Raw genomic sequence first — 18,864 nt, 5'->3', positions numbered from 1 at the left:
CCCCCGTGCGCATCCATATTCACGACTTCGCCGGGCACCCGTTCCAGGCAGAGCTGTCCCGGGAACTCGCCGCGCGGGGACACCGCGTCGAACACGCCTACGCGACCCAGTACCCCAGTGGCAAGGGAAAGCTCGAGCGCCTGGACGGTGACCCGGACGCGTTGACTTTCCGCGGAATCACCGCCGTTAGGACATTCGAGAAGTATTCGCCGCTGGGACGAATGCGGTTCGAGAAGTCATTTGCCCGGGCCTGGGTCAGCCACCTCCAGCAGACCCGTCCCGACTGCGTCGTCGCATGCAACGTTCCGTTGTTCGTCCTGAACAGATTCAGTTCAACGATGGCAAAGTCGGGGCAGCCCTGGGTGTTGTGGCATCAGGACCTCTTCAGCAGGGCAATCGGAGAAGAGATCAGGAAGCGGCTGCCTGCGGCTGTCAGTCCGGCAGCGCAGCGCTGGGTCACGCGCACGGAGAAGAACCTGGTCCGCAGCGCCAGCCAGGTCGTCGCAATTGGCGAGGAATTCCGCCGGGCTTACCGGCGCTGGGGCCTCGATGTGCGCCACGTTTCTGTCATTCCAAACTGGGCGCCGCTCGGTGAGATCCTGCCCGGTCCAAGGGACAACGGGTGGGCGCGCGCCCATCTCCCGCAGGCCCGGGAGATACGTCTTCTCTATGCCGGAACGCTGGGCCGGAAGCATAACCCGCTGCTGCTGATTGATCTCCTGCGCGGCGCCCTGGACAGGGGCATCCCGGCGCGCCTCGTGGTCGCCTCGGAGGGGGAAGGGATTGAAGCCGTGCGTGAGATCGCGGAGCGGCAACCGGAATTGCCGATTACCCTGCTGCCGTTCCAGCCGGCCTCCGAACTCTCTGACATGCTCGGCTCCGCCGATGTGCTCCTTGCCCTCCTTGAACCCGGGGCGTCAAAGTTTTCGATACCCAGCAAGGTGCTTTCGTCCTTGGCGGCCGGCCGTCCGGTCCTGGGACTCATGCCACGGGACAATCCAGCGGCCCTGGACATCAAGGCAGCCGGCGGGTACGTCGGGACTCCGGACACGCAGGGCGTGGTGGGTGCCGCCGACTGGCTCCAAGGGATGGCGCAGTCGCCGGCGGCGCTTGTGTCCGCCGGAGAGCGAAGCCGCCAGCTTTCCGTCGAGCGGTTTGGAATTGGTCCGATCGCTACCCGCTTCGAAGAAGTGCTGGCCAAAGCCGTTGCGGACCGCCCGCTGGCACCTCAAGGGTTCGCGCAGACTGCCGAGGCGGTGTCCTGATGCCAGCGCAATCATCGCCGGACGCCGGACCAGGGCGGCAGACGCCCGTCATTGATCTGGCCCAGGCACCGGGCGCGGGTGAAGCCTGGGACAGGCCACGGGCAATTGTCTATCTGTGGGGGGCCTGCGAGCTGTTGTTCGTGAGCAACCCCTGGCAGATAAGTTCACGGCTCCGGGTCGCCGTGCTGCGGGCCTTCGGCGCGGAGATCGGTCCGGGCGTCACATTCCGGCCGCGCACCCGCATCAAGTTTCCTTGGAAGCTGCACATCGGGGCCGGCTGCTGGATTGGGGAGGGCGTCTGGTTCCACAACCAGGACGATGTCTACATCGGCGCCAACGTTGTGGTTTCACAGGAATGCTTCATCACGACGGGAAGCCACCGCGCGCGCAGCGACATGGGCCTCATAACCAGCCCGGTGTATATAGACGATGGTGCATGGGTCACCTCGCGCTGCATGGTGCTCGGCGGAGCCCACATTGGCCGGTCAGCTGTCGTGGAGCCGCTCACCGTGGTCCGCGGTGACATTCCACCGAATGCTGTCTACGGGCGGGTGCCTGGCCCCTCAGTGATCAGGGAACGGTTCCGGGACAATGATGTCCTGTGATGGCACAATGCAGCCTAGGGGGTAGCCATGGTGGCCAGGGTCTTGGAAATCAACTCGTACATTTTTTCGGCGAGGTACTGATGGCCGGCGTCGGTCGGGTGGACGCCGTCGGCGCCGATGAGCTTGGAATCGGCGCCGAAGAACCAGCGCTCGCTCAGCGGGTTGACGAACTGAATGCCGCCGGCAGTCGCTGCCTCGGAGATCGCTTTGCTGTCACTGAGGATGAAGTCCGGCACCCGCTCGTCGACCCAGGCCGGCCCGACGACTATCAGCTTCGCGCGGGGCGCCCGCTCGTGGATCTTTGTGTAGAGATCAGTCGCAGCCGCGGCCATGGCCGCAGGGTCCTGCTTGCCGTCGTTCCTGCTCCCGAAGACAAGGACCAGATCAGCCGTCGAGCGCAAGCTGGTGGTGGCGGCTTCGGCGAAAGTGACTTTCTCGGTTCCCCTGACGATGTACCCGGCGCCGGGATGGCCGATGACGTTCATGTCGACCGGATGGGACTCCGAGTAAAAGCGGGACCCCACGATCTTTGCCCAGTTGGCTGCTCCGTAGCCACCCTGGTCGGAGCCGACAACGTAGGAGTCGCCGATGATGTCAACGTTAGGGACCGCAGCACGGCTGGATTCCGGCGTACTGGCAGCTGGAGCCGGCGAGGGGCCGGCCCCGTTGCCCCGCGCGGTGAACGCCAGCACAGCAATGATGACCGCCACCACGGCCAGCAGGCCAAAACCAAGTTCCTTCAGGTGACGGAACCGGAAGGATGATCTGGTCCTGTTAGTGCTCTTCAGAAAATCCATTCGCAAAGACTATCGGCAATCCACTCTTGAGGGGGAAGTGAATGCGTAAGATACCAGCTTCGATCCTGATTCAGACGAAGAATGAAGAGGCGAGCATCGAGAGGTGCTTGGCGGCACTGGGCGACTTCGACGAGATCATCGTGGTCGATTCAAACAGCACCGATCGGACCGCGGAACTTGCCGCCGCCGGCGGTGCGACCGTCATCAACTTCACCTGGAACGGGGCGTACCCCCAGAAGAAGCAGTGGCAGCTTGAACATGCGCCGACCCGCCACCCCTGGATTCTGTTTCTTGACGCCGACGAATTTCCGAGTAAGGAACTGATCGAGGAAATCGCCGTCATCGTCTCGGATCCGCTGGAACGCCGCGTGGCTTTCGACATTCCCATCTCCTATCACTTCGCTGGCAAGGTTCTCAAACACGGCCACCGGGTGGTCAAGCGTTCGCTGTTGAAGCGGGGCTTCAACCGCTATGAGGACACTGGTTTGGTGAATCTTCCGGTGATGACGGAGCTGGAAGTGCACTACCAGCCAGAGGCGACGGGCGAGGTGGGACGCACTTCGGGCCTGCTGGCACACCACGACCTTGACCCGGTCCGCACCTGGTTCGACCGGCACAACAAGTACTCCGACTGGGAAGCCTATATCCATGCCGACCCGGCCATGCGGCGCTCGGTGCGCTCGTCGAAAAGCCTGCAGGGGCAGCGCTTTGATGTCGTCCCGTTCAAACCCTTTGCCTTCTGGGTCTACAGCTACATTGTCCGGGCCGGCTTCCTGGACGGACGGGCCGGCCTTGACTACGCCGTCGCCCTGGCTTCGTACTACTGGCAGATCGGCCTGAAGACCCGCGAACTACAGCAAAACGGCCGTCGGCTGGCTGAACATGCCTGAAAAACGCGCATCGTCGAGGCCGCCCCTGAGCGTGCTGCAGATCGGCGGTCTGGCCGGACCGGGCGCCGTCGCGGGCGGCGTCTGGGCGGTCGCGCGCATGCAGAGTGCAGCGCTGGTGCGCCATGGCGCCGCTGTTGAACTCGTCGGGGGCTGGCTCGGCGGCCGGCCGGCCACTCGACCGGAACCGCATGAAAGTATTTTTCCGGTCCGGCGCCCGTTCCGGGGCGCCCGTCTCAGGGGCCTGATTGGGGTCGGTCTCGTCAGGCATGTTTGGGACCGGAGCCGCCAGGTCGACGTCGTCCAGCTGCACCTCTGCCGCGACTTCATCACAACGTCCAGCGCCCTCGTGCTGCGCGGTGCCGCCATTCCCGTCATCGCCCAGGCACACGGCATGCTTGCAGCGCCGCGTTCGCGCGGGTTGCGCGTGTTCGATGCGCTGATCTTCCGACGGGCGATGCGGACGCCACAACTATGGCTGACCCTGACGGAGGCCGAGGAAAGGAACCTTGAGTCCCTCGGCGTGCCGAGGACGAAGATGCGCCGGGTGGTGAACGCGACAGCCGACCCGGGCACCGTGTGGGAAGACCCGCAGACTCCCACCTTTCTGTTTGTTTCACGGCTTGCGGCGCGCAAGCAGCCCGCGGTGTTCGTCGAGGCAGCGATTGCCCTCCTGCGGGACGGATCGGAAGCCCGATTCGTGGTTGCAGGACCTGATCAGGGCGAACTGGAGACCGTGCGCCGTTTGATCGACGCTTCAGGCTTCCGGGACCGGTTCGATCTCCCGGGGGAGTTGACGGAACCTCAGGTGCTGGAGGCACTGTCCCAGGCGACCGCCGTCGTTTTGCCGGCCCGCCACGAGCCTTACCCGATGGTGATCATCGAGGCCGCGGCTGTGGGTACGCCCATCATTCTGACCTCGGAATGCGGACTGGCCGCGGCCTTGCAGAAAGCGGGTGCGGCGATTGTCGCTGCGCCCACGGCCGATGCCTTCCACGCAGCCATGGCCACAGTGGCGGCCAACAAGGATCTGCGGTGCCGGCTGAGTGCGCGGGCCCGTGAGCTGCACCTGGGTCTATGGTCTGCCGAATCCCTCGCGGAGAGTCTCCTGGGACTGTATGCGGAGGCGATAAATGCTGGCCGGCAGTGACTTCCGAAGCCCGGTCAGCCTGCCGGGCGAGAGGAAGTCCGGAATCGGTGCGGCGCTGGCGATCCTGACTTTTCTGTGTTTTGCCGTGGCGATACCGCTCATCCTGCGGTCGACGTCGGAAGCCTCCTACAGCGATACTGACTTCCTCATCCGATACTCGGTGCTCCTCTATGCAGCCTTCCGCATGAGCGTCATTCTGTGGAAGGACCAGGTGCGACCGGTAGCCGGCGTTTTCTGGATGTTCGTCTATATCTGCCTCGGCGTTGTTCCACTGGCCCAATTGTCAACCGGCGCGTCAACCGTACTGGCCGTCCAGGTCGACGATTCGACTTTGTACGCGACGACCGCCATCACTCTTCTCGGCTGCATCAGCTTCGATCTGGCCTATCACCTTAGACTCTTCCGGAACTTGGGCGGCCCGGCGCCCGTGCGCAAGCTGCGGAGCATGGATGCCCTGAGGATCTTTGCGGCAGCCGCGATCCTGGGCGGGTTGATCTACGTGGCTCAGGTCGGCGGAATCAGCGTGTTCTTTGCCAGCCGGCAGGAGGCGAGCCAGGCGCTGGACCAGGTGAGCCCCGACAGCGGACAAGCTGCCCGGGCAATCATCTCCGCCTTCGGTTCCGTAACCTGCCTGGTGGCGCTCATTTTCTACATCCACGTATTCCGGAAACTCCGAAGCTCCCTCAACATGCTTGACGCTGTCCTAATAGTCGGCCTGGTGGTGCTCAACGTCGTCGTCAACAACCCGATCTCCAACTCGCGTTACTGGACGCTGGCTGTGCTTTTCGGCCTGGTCATGCCTCTTATCGGGTCCCGCAAAGCCCTCTTCAACGTCGCGATCGTCGGCGGGGTAGTGGCGGCGATCTTCCTTTTTCCGTTAAGCGACATCACCCGCCGGGCAGCGGGGACCGGCGTCATGCTCCAAACGGACTCGGTATGGCGGATGATCTCGACCAAGGACTACGACCAGTTCAGCATGCTCGCGAATACCCTGGGGTTCACCCGGGATGAGGGGCTGACCTGGGGCTACCAGTTCCTTGGCGCCTTGCTGTTTTGGGTGCCGCGCGTCGTCTGGCCGACCAAACCGCTGGACAGCGGTGTTGAAGTCGGCCAGTGGATGAGCAGTGCCAACGTCAACCTGTCGTCCCCGCTGTGGGCAGAGGCCTGGATCAACTTTGGAGTAGTCGGGGTGGCAGTCACATTCGCCCTGCTCGGGCTGCTGAGCAGAAGGCTCGATGTCGGCTTCGGCGCGGGTGCGTTGTCCGCCGGATCGGTGGGCTACCTGGGCGTCTCCATCTTCTCCGGGTACATGTTTATCCTGCTCCGCGGCTCTCTGCTGCAGTCGATGGGGAGGCTGCTGATCCTCGCCCTGGCCATCGCGGTTCTGAGCGTGGGCGCCAAACGAAAGCCAGGTGACACGAAATGAGTACGGACAAGCTCGAGCGTCCACATGCCGCGGGGCCCGGTTTTGCTCAGTCTTTCAGGGAGCTCAGCTTGGCGCAGAAGGGCAAGAAGGGGGTGCCTCTGTACTGCCTGTACGTCAACCGACCGGCTGGCCGGGTGGTCGCAGCCGCGCTCAGGAACACCCGATTCGGCCCCAACCACGTGACTTTCGCGGGGGCGTTCCTGACCTATGGGGCGTTGCTGTGGCTGGCCTTCGGTGCAGGAACCGGGGCAGGTTCCGCTCTGGTGGGGGTGGTGCTCGCCGCCGGGTTCGTGCTCGACTCTGCGGACGGGCAGCTGGCAAGACTCCAGGGACGCAGCTCAAAATTGGGTGAGTGGCTCGACCATGTGCTGGACAGCGGGCGGATCGTCGTCCTGCACGGAGCCGTCTTCTGCTTCCTCCTGCGCACAACTTCCATCCCGGCGCTGCAGCTGGCCGCTCTGTGCGGCGTGTTCCTTTTCGCTAACTCCACAATTTTCTTCGCCGGGGCACTATTCGATCAGCTGACCCGTCAGCCCGGACAGCGCCCATCACATCCCGGCCGCGATGCCCCGCCTTCCATAAAGCGATCGATTCTCACGTTGCCTGTCGACTACGGCATGACGTGCCTCGCCCTGATGACAGTGCCGTGGAGCAGCATATTCCTGCCCTGCTATGCGGTGTTGGCGATCTTCCATTGCGTCTTCTGCGCCGCCTACGTGGCGAAGTTTTCCCGTGCCCTGGCAAGGATGGACTAGATGGCCCGTATGAGCAGGTACGTTGCCTTCGGCGATCAGGCCGTATCCAGCATCTCGAACTTCGTCGCGGTAGCCATTACAGCCAATGTTGCGACCGCTGGCCAGTTCGGTCAGTTCTCCTTGGGCTATGCCGGTTTGCTCCTGTTCCTGGGCGCCCAGCGCGCACTCATCGGAGAGACGCTGCTGGTCAAATACTCCGCCGCGGGCTCCCTGAAGGCCTCGGTGAGGAGAGGCGTTTTGGGTGCCAGCGTGCTGGTTGCAGCCGTCACCGTTCCCTTGCTGCTGGCAGGCGCCGTCCTGGCTGACCAATCGGCCCGTCTCATCTGGTTTGTCATCGCCGCCAGCCTGCCCTTCGTGCTCCTCCAAGACACGCTCCGGTATTTGTTCATCTGCGAGCACCGGCCATGGCGGGCGCTGCTCATCGACGCTGTGTGGGCCGCATTGTCGATCACGTCCATGGCGGCTGTCGCGGCCACCTCCGGAGCCGTGTGGGCCGTCGTTCTCTGCTGGGGCGGCGGCGCAGCGGCTGCACTGGTCCTGGGACTTCTGTTGGGGCGGGTGCTGCCTTCGGTGCGCGATGGCAGGCGCTGGCTGGGCGTCAACCGTAACCCCGGTCTCCGCTATCTCGGGGAGTTTTCAGCGCTCAACGCGTCCAACTTCGTCGTACTGTATCTCTTGGCGCTGCCTCTGGGCGCTGCTGGCGTGGGTGCGCTGCGCGCAGCGCAATTGCTGTTCTCGCCCCTCAACACCGCCTTTTCCGCTATCAAGATGGCTGTCATTCCCGAGCTCGTACGCACCAAAGGCACCACCGTCTTTCGAGCGCGGCTGATCGAGACGTTCGTGGTCGTAGCAGCCATGGCGGGGCTGTGGGGTGCTGCCGTCATGCTGCTGCCGGGCTCCATAGGAGCCCTCGTGCTCGGCGCATCCTGGGAGGCTGCGTCCGGACTGCGACTTCCCTACTTGGTGCAATACCTGGCGATGGTTCCCTACACCGTCCTGCTGGCCTACTACAGGTCCGTCCAGGCGAACAGGCTGTCGACGCTCATGCGGGCAGTTCTGGCCCTGCTGACGCTTGTGCTGCCGCTCGCCCTGGCGTATGCGGGCGGTACCGTCGGCGCCGCCTGGGCATTTGCGCTGGCAGTGGCGGCCGCAGTGGTCGTCGGGGGGGCCGCCACCGTTGTGTCGAGATCGCGGTCCCGTTCGCGGACAGAATCGTCGTCGCATCGGCCGGATCCGGCGGAAGTCGAGCTCCGGCGGGCTGCTGACGCCCGGTGAGCGTGGAGCAACACGCCGGGTGGCCGGCGCCGGGCACCCGGTCTAGGTGACCGAGACGCCCCTGAACTGGACGGGGACCGGAGCTGGGTAATCCTTGCAGAGACTGATATAGCCGCCGCGGTACTCCCGGTCCATCGTCTCTCCTGACCATCCGACCCCGTCCACCCTGGAGAACCGGATGGAGGACGGCGTGACGTCGATTTTGAAGTGCAGCCATTCCCCGGGCTTTATGGGTGAGGTCGCGATCGTCTGCAGCCGTGTGCCGGCTGGATTCCCCGGGTCGCGCCGGTACAGGACCAGCTCTCCGGCCGGCCGAATGATCAGGTGATAGCCCCCGACGCTGCTTGGCACCAACACCCGGTAGGGGGTGTCATCCTGTTGCCCGAACGCGATTCCGGCGTGCTGAAGGTTCGACGGGAGTTCCTGTGGCCAACACATTTCGAACGAAATGCTGTGGATTTCTTTCGTGACAGGACCCATCGAACCAAGGCGGTAGCTGAAGTTCTCGCTCTTATCCAGCACCACCGATGCCGATGCCGCATCGATCACCGGTTGGGCTCCCCAGCCTTGGTCGACAGTCCAAGGAAGATCGCCGGCGGCCCGGGAGCCGGTCGAGAACGAGTCCTTGGGTTCCGCAGACGCCGACGTCACGTATGGGATGTTTGAGCACATCAGGCCCTGAACGCCCAGACTGGTTATGCGGTTGGCAGCGGAACGGGTATGGATTTCCCAGCAAATAACGGGCTTGCCGTAGGCCACGACCTTGCTGACCGTCGCGTCATCGGCGGTGTGGTAGACGCCAAGATAGTCGAACCCGGCGGCGAGCTCGTCCAAACGCGGAATGGCATCCGGCATGAAGTACCCCCACGTTTTGTAGCCGCGCTTGGCGGCTGCCGCTACCTGGAGGGCGGGGGCCGGCTGCTTCCAGATGAAGTGCTCGGTGGAATTTGGGTAGCTGTCCATCAAGTCAAGAAGCGTTCTCGTGTTCGTGCCTTGTTTGTCTTCGATGAAAATGACATGCGAAGCCGCGAACCGGTCCAGGACGTCCCGTAACTTCGGAATAGGCTCAAGAGCCGTCGACGGGCCAAGCCAAGCGCGGGCATCGACCCGGAGGCCGCTGAGCTCGGCATAGGTAAGGTCCGCGACCTTGCGGTCCTGCCCGGTCACCCTGAGCGCACTTTGATCGTGATGGCACACCAGCACGCCGTCCTTCGTGGCGTTCACCGAAACCTCGAGGGCCGGAACACCGAAATTTACCGACTGCACGTACGCCTGCATAGTGTGTTCCGGCCAGTTATCTCCTGAGCCGCGGTGAGCCACAAAGAAGCGATTCGTTTCAAATAGCGTGGCTACCGTGTGAATTTCCGGGGTTTCAACAGGCGGACGGGCGGGAGTGCATCCGGCCAGAAATAATCCCGAGGCTCCAAGGAGGATGGCCTGGCGCCGGGAGAGAGGTCCGCAATTTTCTGGAATATTCCCAGTGCTGGTTCGTACTTTCCCTGCACTTTGATTTGCATGCATTTCACGCCTGCAATGACTCGTTGTCTTCAACGCCGCTTTCAAGCAGATTCAGGGCGCGCCGCAGCAGGGTGCTGGAGGTGTGAACGGTGTAGGGGAAATACACGACGTCGACGCCGAGCGCCAGCATGCCGGCTTCGAGGCGGTTTCCCTTTTCTGTTCCGCGCCAATCATCGCCTTTGAAAATTACATGGAATCCAACGGCACGCCAGGCATCGACTTTGTCCGGGTAGTTGTCTACGACCACCTCATCGACAAGCCGGATGTTCCGGACGATCTCGAGCCGTTCATGAAGGGGCACGACAGGCTCTTTGTTCTTCATGAGCAGTGTCGCTTCGGTGGAGACCACTCCGGCGACCAGATAGTCGCAGTGCAACCGCGCATGTTTGAGCAGGTTGAGGTGCCCGACATGGAAAAGATCGTAGACACCCGATGCATAGCCGATACGAACAGTCACAACGAACTCGATTCTTCACGAATGCCGAATAGGTCATAGGCACCGGCCGGCCGTCGAGGCGCTGGGCTGGTCCCCCCAATTCCATGCTGAGGGTGTTATTGCCTGACGCAAAGCACTTTAGGGAGAAACGCGTGGGCGGGCGGCTAAAGCAGGTAGCGGTGCTAGTAAGACAAGTAGGAGGGGTGGAAAAGCTAGTAGGAGCAACCGTTCCCGCCCTTGGTCTTTGCTGATTTGATCTTGGTAGCTTCAGCCCTGAAGTTCATGATTACGTAACCGGGGGGGACTCCATGCGTCAAAAAATCCCAGCTGTTCTAGCGGGTATTGCGCTAGCGGTGGCACCGTTAATTGCCACCAGCAGCTCCGCGCTCGCTCTATCTCCGGGAGTTGCGTTTTCCGCCAACGCCCTCCCGACTTGGCAGACAAACGGCGTTGCCTGGACCATGGCCCAGTCAAACGGTGTTGTCTACGCCGGCGGAACCTTCACCCAGATCCGGCCTCCTGGCACCGCCGCCGGTAGCACCCAGTCAAGAAATGCAGTGAACTTCGCGGCCTTCGACGCGTTCACCGGCAACCCAACTTCCTGCGCCTTGTCCGTGACGGGCGGTACAGGTACAACCGTTCGGGCCCTGGCGGTAACGCCGGACGGCAGCCGGCTCTATGTAGGCGGTCTGTTTGGGGCCATCAACGGCGTCAACACCACCCGCATCGCTGCCGTTAAGCTTCCTGGCTGCACGGTAGACACGACCTTCCGGCCGGCAATCGTCTCGGCGACGGTCCGGACAATCGAGGCCACGAACACTGCCGTCTATTTCGGTGGCGACTTCCAAACGGTCGGGTCCGAGGCCCGTAGCCGCTACGCGGCCATGGACTCAAACGGCGGGCTCCTGCCGTGGGCGCCGGCCGTGAACGCGTCGGCTCGCGCGCTGACTGTTCCCGCCGGCCGCAACGTCGTCGTTCTGGGCGGCGATTTCGCAACTGTGAACGGCGTTGCCTCGCAGTCGATCGCCGTCGTCGACGCAACCACCGGCGCGAACGTGCGGACTTACGGCAGCTCGTTCATTTCACGCACGTCGTTCACGAAGTCCATTGTCAACGATGGGCAGAACTTCTACATCGGCAACGAGGGCACCGGGGGCGGCGTCTTCGACGGGCGGGCACGATTTAGCCTTGATACGTATGACCAGGTGTGGAGGGACACCTGCCTCGGAGCCACCCAGGCGGTGGACGTCTACGGCGGTGTCCTCTACGCCGCCAGCCACGAGCACGACTGCTCGACCATGAATGAAATGGCAGACGGCGTCCGGCAGCACCTGACGGCGCAGAGCGTAAACGCCCCGGCACCCCAACTGGGGTGGAGCCCTGACACCAACGACGGCATTGGTGAGGGCATTGGTCCGAGGGCCATCGTCCACACGAATCGGGGTTCGGGCGACATGCTTTGGGTCGCCGGCGAATTCACCACTACTAACGGCGCCGCCCAGCAGGGCCTGACCAGGTTCGGCCCCGGCCCGGGAACTGTGGCACCGTCCTCGCCCAGCAACGTCAGCGCGGAAAGCGTCAAGGCCGGTGAAAACCAGATCCGGTGGCGGGCCAGCCTCGACAACGATGACTCGGCGCTGACCTACAGCGTCTACCGGAACGGCTCGACGACACCGCTGGGAACTGTCAACGCCAACTCGCTGTGGTGGTCGACCGGCCAGGTGTCCTTCACGGACAAGACAGCCGTACCCGGAACGCAGTACAGCTACCGCGTCCGGGCGACTGACGGCACCAATACCGGTCCGCTCTCGGCCTCGGTGGCCGTCACAACAGCACGGAACACCGCAGCCTACCCGGCCGCTGTCCTTGGGGCAGGTGCCAGCACGTACTGGCGGCTTGACGGCAACGGTCCGACGGTCGGCGCCGACAGCTCTGCGGGCAACAACCTGGAACTGAGCTATGGCGGACCGGCATTTGCCGGCGACACAGGAGCCATTGCCAATGACACCAGCCGCTCGACGACGTTCAACGGCACGAGCGCATACGCCTACGGCCAGAATCGGGGCAATGCGCCCACCGTCTACAGCGCGGAGGTCTGGTTCAAGACGAACACGACCCGGGGCGGGAAGATCTTCGGCTTCGGCAATGGCCAGCCGAACCGGCACGGTACCAATCCCGGACTCAGCAGCAGTTACGACCGGAACCTCTACATGACGAACGCGGGCACGCTGATCTTCGGTGTCTATGTCAACGGCACAAGGACGGTCAGCACGGCTCTGCCCTACAACGACAACGCCTGGCACCACGCGGTGGCGACGCAGGGCAGCGACGGCATGCGGCTGTACGTTGACGGAACCCAGATCGGCGCGCTGCCGAATCAGACTGCAGCGCAAAGCTACTGGGGTTCGTGGAAGATTGGCGGAGACCAGCTGAACAGCTGGCCGTTGCGGCCCTCGAGCAACTACTTCGCCGGCTCCATCGACGAGTTCGCCGTGTACCCGACGGTACTTTCGGCAGCGCAGGTCACCGACCACTTCAACATCGGCAAGGGAATAGGACAGCCGATCCCCGACACACAAGCTCCCGCGGCCGTGACAGGAGTTGCGGCCGCGGTACATGCCAGTGATGTGGCGGTTTCCTGGAACGAAACCACTGACAACGTCGGGGTTACTGAGTACCAGGTCCACCGTTCCGATACCAGCGGGTTCACCCCGTCAGCGGCCAGCCTCGTCGCCACGGTGAACGGGAGCACGCTCAGCTGGACCGACGCGGGCCGCCCGGCCGGAACGTCGTACTATCAGGTTCTCGCCGCCGACGAGGCCGCCAACGTAAGCGGCCCGTCCAACGAAGCCTCCGCAACGGTGGTTCCGTTACCGCAGCCGGTCTCGCTCACGCTGACACCGACCGCCGACACCTACGTGAACGCGGGAGCGCCGAATACCGCAACAGGGTCCTTCACGACCCTGGCCACCAGGGGTACGTTGGCCTACATCACCTACATGAGGTTCAATGCGTCTTCGCAGGTTCCTGCGGGCCAGCACCTCGTGTCGGCGACCTTGAGGTTCTCAACTACCGCGGATTCATTCGCAGGGTCCGCCGATCCGCAGCAGACGGTGGCGATGGCCGGTGACTGGTCCGAGGCGACGACGACCTACAACAACCGCCCGCAAACCAGCAGCACCTTGCTGGGAACGCTGGACGGTCCGACGGCACCGAATGCGTCGTACTCCATTTCACTGGACGCGGCCGCAATCTCGGCAGCACTCGCAGGTGACATCAACTTCTCGATGCAGAGCGCAGGAACCGACAACATGTGGTTCTTCTCGCGGGAAGCCACTGCTGTCAAACGTCCGGCCCTGGTCCTGAACTTCGAGCCGAATCCCTAGGTAAGAAAAGCTCTCGAAAGAAAACATCCCATGTATAACGGTCTCTCGAAATCCCTGGGAACGGTGCTTCTGGCGGCTGCGGTCTTCGCAGCCGCCGGTTGCACCTCCCCCGGAAACCCAAACGCCACGTCCACGTCCGCCAACTCATCCTCCCCGGCCGCCTCAGCTTCTGAGGCTGCGGCCGCTCCCCGGGGGTCTTCCCCCTCGGCTCCCGCCACGGGAGCCAAGACAGCGGCACCTGCGGCTACGCCCACCTCCTCCGGCGAGGCGCCAGCCCCGCAGGCTGCACCGGAGCCCACCTTCGCGCCTCCCGAGCAGCGGTATCTCTCATCACGGGTCCCCCAGGGCACCGACCCAAACGCGGTCCTTCAAGTCGGACAGGAAAGCTGCACCCAATTGGAAAACGTGAAAGCCACGGACCAGAAGGCCGTGGTGTCCCACCTGATCGAGAAGGTGGACGCGGAGGTGGTCGCTGCCATTACTGATCTCTGTCCCGGGCTCCAGCCTGAGCTCGATGCCGCCCGCCGCGGCTTCACCGACGGCGACTTCACCATCGGTGCGGCAGCTCCCAAGGAAGGCGGCGGGTCAATCTCCGCGGGTAAGTACGAGGCATGGAATCCCTCTCCGAGCTGCACACTGGTGGCCTACGATGCAGCAGGCGGGGCGATTGCGCAATCGAACGGTACGTCGGCCTTCACCATCCCGGCCGGCACGGCCCGCGTCGTGTCGGATGGTTGCTACACCTGGCTGGCCGCATGAAACCGCGCCGCTTCGTCTGGAATGCAGCAACCACCGCCCGTGAAAGGACCCGCAATGGACGTCCGTGAACAATTGCTCATATTGCGCCGAAGCTGGCGCCTGATCACTGTCCTGGCGTTGCTGGGAACGATTCTCGCGGGCGTGGCGTCCTTGCTTACTCCCACGTCCTACACGGCGTCGACGAGCCTTTTCGTCTCGACGCAGAACTCGGAAACGTCCGCGGAATTGCAACAGGGCAGCGTCTTCGCACTGGCGCGCGTCCAATCGTATGTGGACGTCACCTCGAAACCGACCGTTCTCCAACCTGTCATCGACAAGCTCAATCTCGGCATGACCCCGGAGGCCTTGGCCGCCAAGATCAAGACATCCACCGCCCGCAACACGGTGATCATCGAAATCGAAGCCAGGGACGGCTCCGCCCAGCGGAGCGCCGACATTGCCAACGCCGTCGCTGCCAGCCTCATCACGGCTGTCGCTGACCTGGAGCGGCCCACGAACGGAACGCCGACCCCGGTCCGGCTCAGCCCGGTGGATCACGCCACCACGCCGACCGAGCCGTCGAGCCCCAACGCGAAGCTGGACCTTGCCCTGGGCCTTCTGTACGGGCTCGCAGCCGGAATCGCGGCGGCCGTACTGCGCCATGTCCTGGACCGCAACATCCGGACCGAATCGGATTTGCGCAAAATGACTGATCTGCCGCTCCTGGCAGGAATCACCGAACAGACTGCCGGCCGTCTGCCCGGTGCGGCTCCGTCGGTCCTGGGCGGTTCGGGCGCGGAGGCGTTCCGCAAGCTCCGAACGAACCTCCAGTTCGCAGGTGTGAACCGGCCGATGCGCTCGATCGTTGTCACTTCGGCGTCAGCCGGGGAAGGGAAGAGCACGGTCGCGCTGAACCTTGCCGTCACCATCGCCAAGGGCGGCCAGAAGGTCATTCTCGTCGATGCGGATCTTCGTCTTCCTTCAGTTGCTTCAGCGACTGGCATCGAAGGGGGAATCGGCCTCACCACCGTCCTTGTCGGAACATCCACCCTCGAAGACAGCATCCAGTACTGGTCCGACGACGGCCTGGCATTGCTGGCCTCGGGACCTCTGCCGCCCAATCCCAGTGAACTGCTCGGTTCGGCAGCCATGAGCCGTCTTCTGGAGGAGCTCCAGAAGAAGTTCGACGTGATCATCGTTGATTCCCCGCCGATCCTCCCCGTCACCGACGCCAGTGTGCTGACCAAGAGCACCGACAGCGTGTTGCTGGTGGTCGGAACGAAGAGGGTGAGCCAACACAGCTTGGCCAAGGCAATTGACCAGCTCAATTTCGTCGACGCCAATATTCTGGGCGTTGTCCAAAACAGGATCCCCCGGCGGGGCCCCGACGCCAACACGGCATACGTTGCCGGATACGGCGCCGAACATCCCGATCGCATCCCTCCCGTCGACAACCGCGACGACGGTTCCTTCCGCCCCGCCCACGTTCGCCGCGGCAAGTTCGCGAGTGTGGAAACGTAAAGATGACTGCCAGGTTTTCCGGAGCCCTGCCCTTGGCGGGGCTCCTTGGCGGGGCGGCCAGCGACGACCGCCTTCGGTGGTCTCCGTAACTGTTCGGTAAAGGACCTGGAGCCGCCGCGGTACTGGTGGCCCCGGCGAATATCCTGAAGTGGTTAGCTGCAGTTCGGGGGAAGCGGGCTACGCCTATCGCCGTCCGCCGAGCAAGGATTTTTGTGGCATTCGCAGAGTACGACGTCGTCATCCACCGTGACGCCATGAGCGTGTACAACTTCCTCCTGGACCCCGCCCACCTGCCGCTCTGGCGGGAAGGGGTCCGGAGCGTGGAGCTCCTCTCCGGTGCCGCCGGTGCCAAAGGTGCCGTGTACCGGCAGACGGTCGCCGGACCCGGCGGACGACCCGTAGCCGCGGACTTCGAAATCGTCGAAGCCCGGACGGGGGCGGAGATCCAGTACCAGGTCATCGTCGGGCCGGCCCGGCCGCACGGCGGCTACTACCTGAGCACTGAGGGTCCCAGTACCCGCGTCCGGTTCGCCCTGAAGTACGAGCCCAGGGGGTTCGTGGTCCGGATGAGGAACCCCTTCCGCCGGCGGATGAAGGCCGAGGTCTGCCAGCTCGAGCGGCTCAAGTCCCTCCTCGAAGATATGCCCGCCACGGAATAGACGGACCAGTGAAGTAACACTGGGTGGCTGCACCCGCCCATGAAGCCTGGCAGGGCGCCGTGCGGTATTTTTGAACCCGTGCTGATCTCTGACCGCGACATTCGAACCGAAATTGACTCCCAGCGGATTGTCCTTGAGCCCTTCGACCCCGACATGGTCCAGCCGTCCTCGGTGGACGTCAGGATCGATAAGTTCTTCCGGCTGTTCGACAACCACAAATACGCCCACATTGACCCGGCCGAGGAGCAGCCCGAGCTGACCCGCCTGGTGGAAGTGGAGTCCGGCGAGCCGTTTATCCTGCACCCGGGGGAGTTCGTCCTTGGCTCCACCTACGAGACCGTGACGCTGCCGGATGACATCGCGGCCCGCCTCGAGGGCAAGTCCTCGCTCGGCCGGCTCGGCCTGCTGACGCACTCGACGGCGGGTTTCATCGACCCCGGGTTCTCCGGCCACGTCACGCTGGAACTGTCCAACATGGCCACGCTGCCCATCAAGCTCTGGCCCGGCATGAAGATCGGCCAGCTGTGCTTCTTCCGGCTGTCCTCGGCGGCGGAGCACCCGTACGGTTCGGGGGAATACGGCAACCGCTACCAGGGCCAGCGCGGCCCCACGGCCAGCCGCAGCCACCTGAATTTCCACCTCACCAACATCTAGCCCAAGACGGCTACGCCAGGCAGCCACACAAGGCAGCCACACCAGGCATCCGGCCAGGCATCCGGCGCGCTGACTCGCAGCGGGGGCAGCCTTACGCCGGGCCGGAGGTCCGGAACGCGGGCCGCCGCACGGGACGGCGCAGGAGCCGGACCAGCGGCTCCACGAAGCGGGCGGCCAGCGGCCCCGCGATCGCCATGATCAGAACGTAGGCGGTGGCGAGGGCCGCCAGATCCGCGGGCACCACGCCGGAGGCAACGGCCAGGCCGGCGATGACAATCGAGAACTCGCCGCGTGCGATCAGGGCGGCGCCCGCGCGGTAGCGGCCGGGAATGCCAATCCCGGCCCGTTTTGCCGCCCAGTACCCGGTGATCATCTTGGTGGCTGCCGTCACCAGGGCCAGCAGCAGGGCCCAGCCCAGGACCGGGGGGATGGACCGGGGGTCGGTGTTGAGGCCAAAAACCACAAAGAAGAGGGCCGCGAAGAGGTCACGGAGCGGTTCCAGGACACGGGTGGCGCTGTGGGCCGTGGCGCCGGAAATCGCGATGCCGAGCATGAACGCGCCCACGGCCGCTGAAACCTGCATGGCTGCGGCGAGCCCCGCGACCAGAAGCGCCGCGCCCAGCAGGTTGAGCAGGAAAACCTCGGAGTTTTCGCTGTGCACGGCCTTGGACACGTGGTGTCCATGCCGCAGGGCCACCACCAGGACCAGGCTGACGACAGCCAGGGAGATCCCCACCGTCTGCAGCCCCAGCAGGAAGCTGACGCCGGCCAGCGTGGCGGTCAGGACCGGCAGGTACACGGCCATGGCGAGGTCCTCAAAGACCAGGATGGACAGGACCACCGGGGTTTCCCGGTTGCCGATCCGGCCAAGATCCGTGATGACCTTGGCGGCGATGCCGGACGAAGAAATGTAGGTGACGCCCCCCATCACCATGGCCCCCACGACGCCCCATCCCAGCATCAGGGCGAGCCCGGCACCGGGCAGGAAATTGAGCAGCAGGTCCAGGACGCCGGCCTGCCAGGACCGCCGCAGGCCAGTGACGAGCTCGGACGCCGTATATTCCAGCCCAAGCATAAGCAGCAGGAGAATTACGCCGATCTCGCCGGAAAGGTGCGCGAACTCGTGCATGCCTTCGAGCTTGACCAGGCCCCCGGCCCCGAAGAACAGCCCGCCCACCAGATAGAGCGGGATGGGGGACATGCCGATCCGCCCGGCCAGTCTGGCCAGCAGGCCGAGGCAGAAGACGACGGCCCCCAGCTCGATCAGGGTCAGCGCGAGCGGATCCATGCCGCTTATCCGTTGCGCAGGATGCCGGCCGCCGTGTCCAGGCCTTCTTGCGTGCCCACCGCAACGAGCAGGTCACCGGGATGAAGGACGACGTCGGGTCCCGGGGAGGGCAGGACCTCGCCTTCGCGCATGATGGCCACGATCGAGACCCCGCTGCGGGTCCGGATGCAGGCCTTCCCCATCGGCTGGTTCTGGAAGGGGGACTCAGCGCTGATCGAAAACTGGCGCGTGACAATGCCCGGGATTTCCCGGTGGGCTTCCGAGAGCTGCATGGCGATGCGCTGGCCGCCCAAGAGGTTGCCCAGGGCGGCGGCCTCGTCCGCGGTCAGCGGGACGGAGGCCTGGCAGGTGTCAGGATCGTCCCAGGTCGAGACGATGAGTTCCGTCTGGCCCTCGCGATATTCGACCACGCCGATCCGGCGCCCGGAGGCAGTCATAAAGTCCTTGCGCCGGCCGAGGCCGGGGAGGTCCGTCTCATCCACGTTCATAACATCAGCCTAGTGC

At 64.1% G+C, this 18,864-nt stretch carries 17 protein-coding genes; 12 read left to right on the top strand and 5 right to left on the bottom strand.

Annotated features, from left to right (window positions below):
* The first annotated feature begins 5 nt into the window (after positions 1-5).
* Both C560_RS21610 and C560_RS21605 read left to right on the top strand, forming a co-directional pair.
* Complete coding sequence (locus C560_RS21610) at positions 6-1,265, top strand: glycosyltransferase family 4 protein (RefSeq protein WP_051533105.1); 1,260 nt, start codon at positions 6-8, stop codon at positions 1,263-1,265.
* Positions 1,265-1,870: an acetyltransferase gene (locus tag C560_RS21605; protein WP_051533104.1), complete on the top strand. Its 606-nt coding sequence runs from the start codon at positions 1,265-1,267 to the stop codon at positions 1,868-1,870. The genes C560_RS21610 and C560_RS21605 overlap by 1 nt, the downstream gene beginning before the upstream one ends.
* A gap of 14 nt (positions 1,871-1,884) precedes the next feature.
* Here the strand turns inward: C560_RS21605 and C560_RS21600 are convergent, their stop codons facing one another.
* A complete protein-coding gene (locus C560_RS21600; RefSeq protein WP_051533103.1) occupies positions 1,885-2,667 on the bottom strand; it encodes an SGNH/GDSL hydrolase family protein in 783 nt (260 codons plus the stop codon).
* Between the two features lie 41 nt (positions 2,668-2,708).
* Between C560_RS21600 and C560_RS0110765 the strand changes: the two genes are divergently transcribed.
* From C560_RS0110765 to C560_RS0110745, 5 genes are read left to right on the top strand one after another with little or no spacing between them, the layout of a single operon-like run.
* Positions 2,709-3,557 (top strand): glycosyltransferase family 2 protein, encoded by an 849-nt coding sequence (locus C560_RS0110765; RefSeq protein ID WP_026538217.1) that lies wholly within the window; start codon positions 2,709-2,711, stop codon positions 3,555-3,557.
* Positions 3,550-4,704 (top strand): glycosyltransferase family 4 protein, encoded by a 1,155-nt coding sequence (locus tag C560_RS22635; protein WP_081801675.1) that lies wholly within the window; start codon positions 3,550-3,552, stop codon positions 4,702-4,704. The genes C560_RS0110765 and C560_RS22635 overlap by 8 nt, the downstream gene beginning before the upstream one ends.
* A complete protein-coding gene (locus tag C560_RS0110755; protein WP_026538216.1) occupies positions 4,688-6,130 on the top strand; it encodes a hypothetical protein in 1,443 nt (480 codons plus the stop codon). Before C560_RS22635 ends, C560_RS0110755 begins: the two co-directional genes overlap by 17 nt.
* Positions 6,127-6,885: a CDP-alcohol phosphatidyltransferase family protein gene (locus C560_RS0110750; protein WP_051533101.1), complete on the top strand. Its 759-nt coding sequence runs from the start codon at positions 6,127-6,129 to the stop codon at positions 6,883-6,885. Before C560_RS0110755 ends, C560_RS0110750 begins: the two co-directional genes overlap by 4 nt.
* Positions 6,886-8,160 (top strand): hypothetical protein, encoded by a 1,275-nt coding sequence (locus C560_RS0110745; protein WP_026538214.1) that lies wholly within the window; start codon positions 6,886-6,888, stop codon positions 8,158-8,160.
* Positions 8,161-8,202: 42 nt separating this feature from the next.
* On the opposite strand, the gene C560_RS0110740 is transcribed toward C560_RS0110745, so the two are convergent.
* Positions 8,203-9,681: a glycerophosphodiester phosphodiesterase gene (locus C560_RS0110740; protein WP_081801674.1), complete on the bottom strand. Its 1,479-nt coding sequence runs from the start codon at positions 9,679-9,681 to the stop codon at positions 8,203-8,205.
* 1 nt (position 9,682) lies between these two features.
* Positions 9,683-10,135 carry an adenylyltransferase/cytidyltransferase family protein gene (locus C560_RS21590; RefSeq protein ID WP_197026139.1) on the bottom strand — a complete coding sequence of 151 codons (453 nt, stop codon included), beginning with the start codon at positions 10,133-10,135 and terminating at the stop codon, positions 9,683-9,685.
* 440 nt (positions 10,136-10,575) lie between these two features.
* Between C560_RS21590 and C560_RS0110730 the strand changes: the two genes are divergently transcribed.
* From C560_RS0110730 to dcd, 5 genes are all read left to right on the top strand, one after another.
* Positions 10,576-13,500 carry a CBM96 family carbohydrate-binding protein gene (locus tag C560_RS0110730; protein WP_197026138.1) on the top strand — a complete coding sequence of 975 codons (2,925 nt, stop codon included), beginning with the start codon at positions 10,576-10,578 and terminating at the stop codon, positions 13,498-13,500.
* A gap of 396 nt (positions 13,501-13,896) precedes the next feature.
* The gene (locus C560_RS0110725; protein WP_018774032.1) at positions 13,897-14,259 is read left to right on the top strand and encodes a hypothetical protein; all 363 of its coding nucleotides are present in this window, start codon (positions 13,897-13,899) and stop codon (positions 14,257-14,259) included.
* A 39-nt stretch (positions 14,260-14,298) separates the two neighbouring features.
* Complete coding sequence (locus C560_RS21585) at positions 14,299-15,759, top strand: polysaccharide biosynthesis tyrosine autokinase (protein ID WP_197026137.1); 1,461 nt, start codon at positions 14,299-14,301, stop codon at positions 15,757-15,759.
* A gap of 212 nt (positions 15,760-15,971) precedes the next feature.
* Positions 15,972-16,418, top strand: a complete 447-nt coding sequence (locus C560_RS0110715) for an SRPBCC family protein (RefSeq protein WP_018774034.1) — start codon at positions 15,972-15,974, stop codon at positions 16,416-16,418.
* Positions 16,419-16,496: 78 nt separating this feature from the next.
* Positions 16,497-17,072: a dCTP deaminase gene (dcd, locus tag C560_RS0110710; protein WP_026538211.1), complete on the top strand. Its 576-nt coding sequence runs from the start codon at positions 16,497-16,499 to the stop codon at positions 17,070-17,072.
* Between the two features lie 91 nt (positions 17,073-17,163).
* Here the strand turns inward: dcd and C560_RS0110705 are convergent, their stop codons facing one another.
* Together C560_RS0110705 and C560_RS0110700 are read right to left on the bottom strand one after the other, a co-directional pair.
* Positions 17,164-18,360 (bottom strand): cation:proton antiporter, encoded by a 1,197-nt coding sequence (locus tag C560_RS0110705; protein ID WP_026538210.1) that lies wholly within the window; start codon positions 18,358-18,360, stop codon positions 17,164-17,166.
* A gap of 5 nt (positions 18,361-18,365) precedes the next feature.
* A complete protein-coding gene (locus C560_RS0110700; RefSeq protein ID WP_018774037.1) occupies positions 18,366-18,848 on the bottom strand; it encodes a cation:proton antiporter regulatory subunit in 483 nt (160 codons plus the stop codon).
* Positions 18,849-18,864: the final 16 nt, after the last annotated feature.

The sequence above is a fragment of the Arthrobacter sp. 9MFCol3.1 genome, from assembly GCF_000620385.1.
Taxonomy (GTDB): Bacteria; Actinomycetota; Actinomycetes; order Actinomycetales; family Micrococcaceae; genus Arthrobacter.
The sequence above is the reverse complement of the archived record's forward strand: the minus strand, read 5'-3'. Positions and strand labels throughout refer to the sequence as shown.

Bases quoted from the DNA above. Each gene is read 5' to 3' on its own strand.
- C560_RS21600 (WP_051533103.1), bottom strand. From the start codon at position 2,667: ATGGATTTTCTGAAGAGCACTAACAGGACCAGATCATCCTTCCGGTTC.
- C560_RS21605 (WP_051533104.1), top strand. From the start codon at position 1,265: ATGCCAGCGCAATCATCGCCGGACGCCGGACCAGGGCGGCAGACGCCC.
- C560_RS22635 (WP_081801675.1), top strand. From the start codon at position 3,550: ATGCCTGAAAAACGCGCATCGTCGAGGCCGCCCCTGAGCGTGCTGCAG.
- C560_RS0110745 (WP_026538214.1), top strand. From the start codon at position 6,886: ATGGCCCGTATGAGCAGGTACGTTGCCTTCGGCGATCAGGCCGTATCC.
- C560_RS0110705 (WP_026538210.1), bottom strand. From the start codon at position 18,360: ATGGATCCGCTCGCGCTGACCCTGATCGAGCTGGGGGCCGTCGTCTTC.
- C560_RS0110730 (WP_197026138.1), top strand. From the start codon at position 10,576: ATGGCCCAGTCAAACGGTGTTGTCTACGCCGGCGGAACCTTCACCCAG.
- C560_RS0110750 (WP_051533101.1), top strand. From the start codon at position 6,127: ATGAGTACGGACAAGCTCGAGCGTCCACATGCCGCGGGGCCCGGTTTT.
- C560_RS0110700 (WP_018774037.1), bottom strand. From the start codon at position 18,848: ATGAACGTGGATGAGACGGACCTCCCCGGCCTCGGCCGGCGCAAGGAC.
- C560_RS0110765 (WP_026538217.1), top strand. From the start codon at position 2,709: ATGCGTAAGATACCAGCTTCGATCCTGATTCAGACGAAGAATGAAGAG.
- C560_RS0110740 (WP_081801674.1), bottom strand. From the start codon at position 9,681: ATGCATGCAAATCAAAGTGCAGGGAAAGTACGAACCAGCACTGGGAAT.
- C560_RS0110755 (WP_026538216.1), top strand. From the start codon at position 4,688: ATGCTGGCCGGCAGTGACTTCCGAAGCCCGGTCAGCCTGCCGGGCGAG.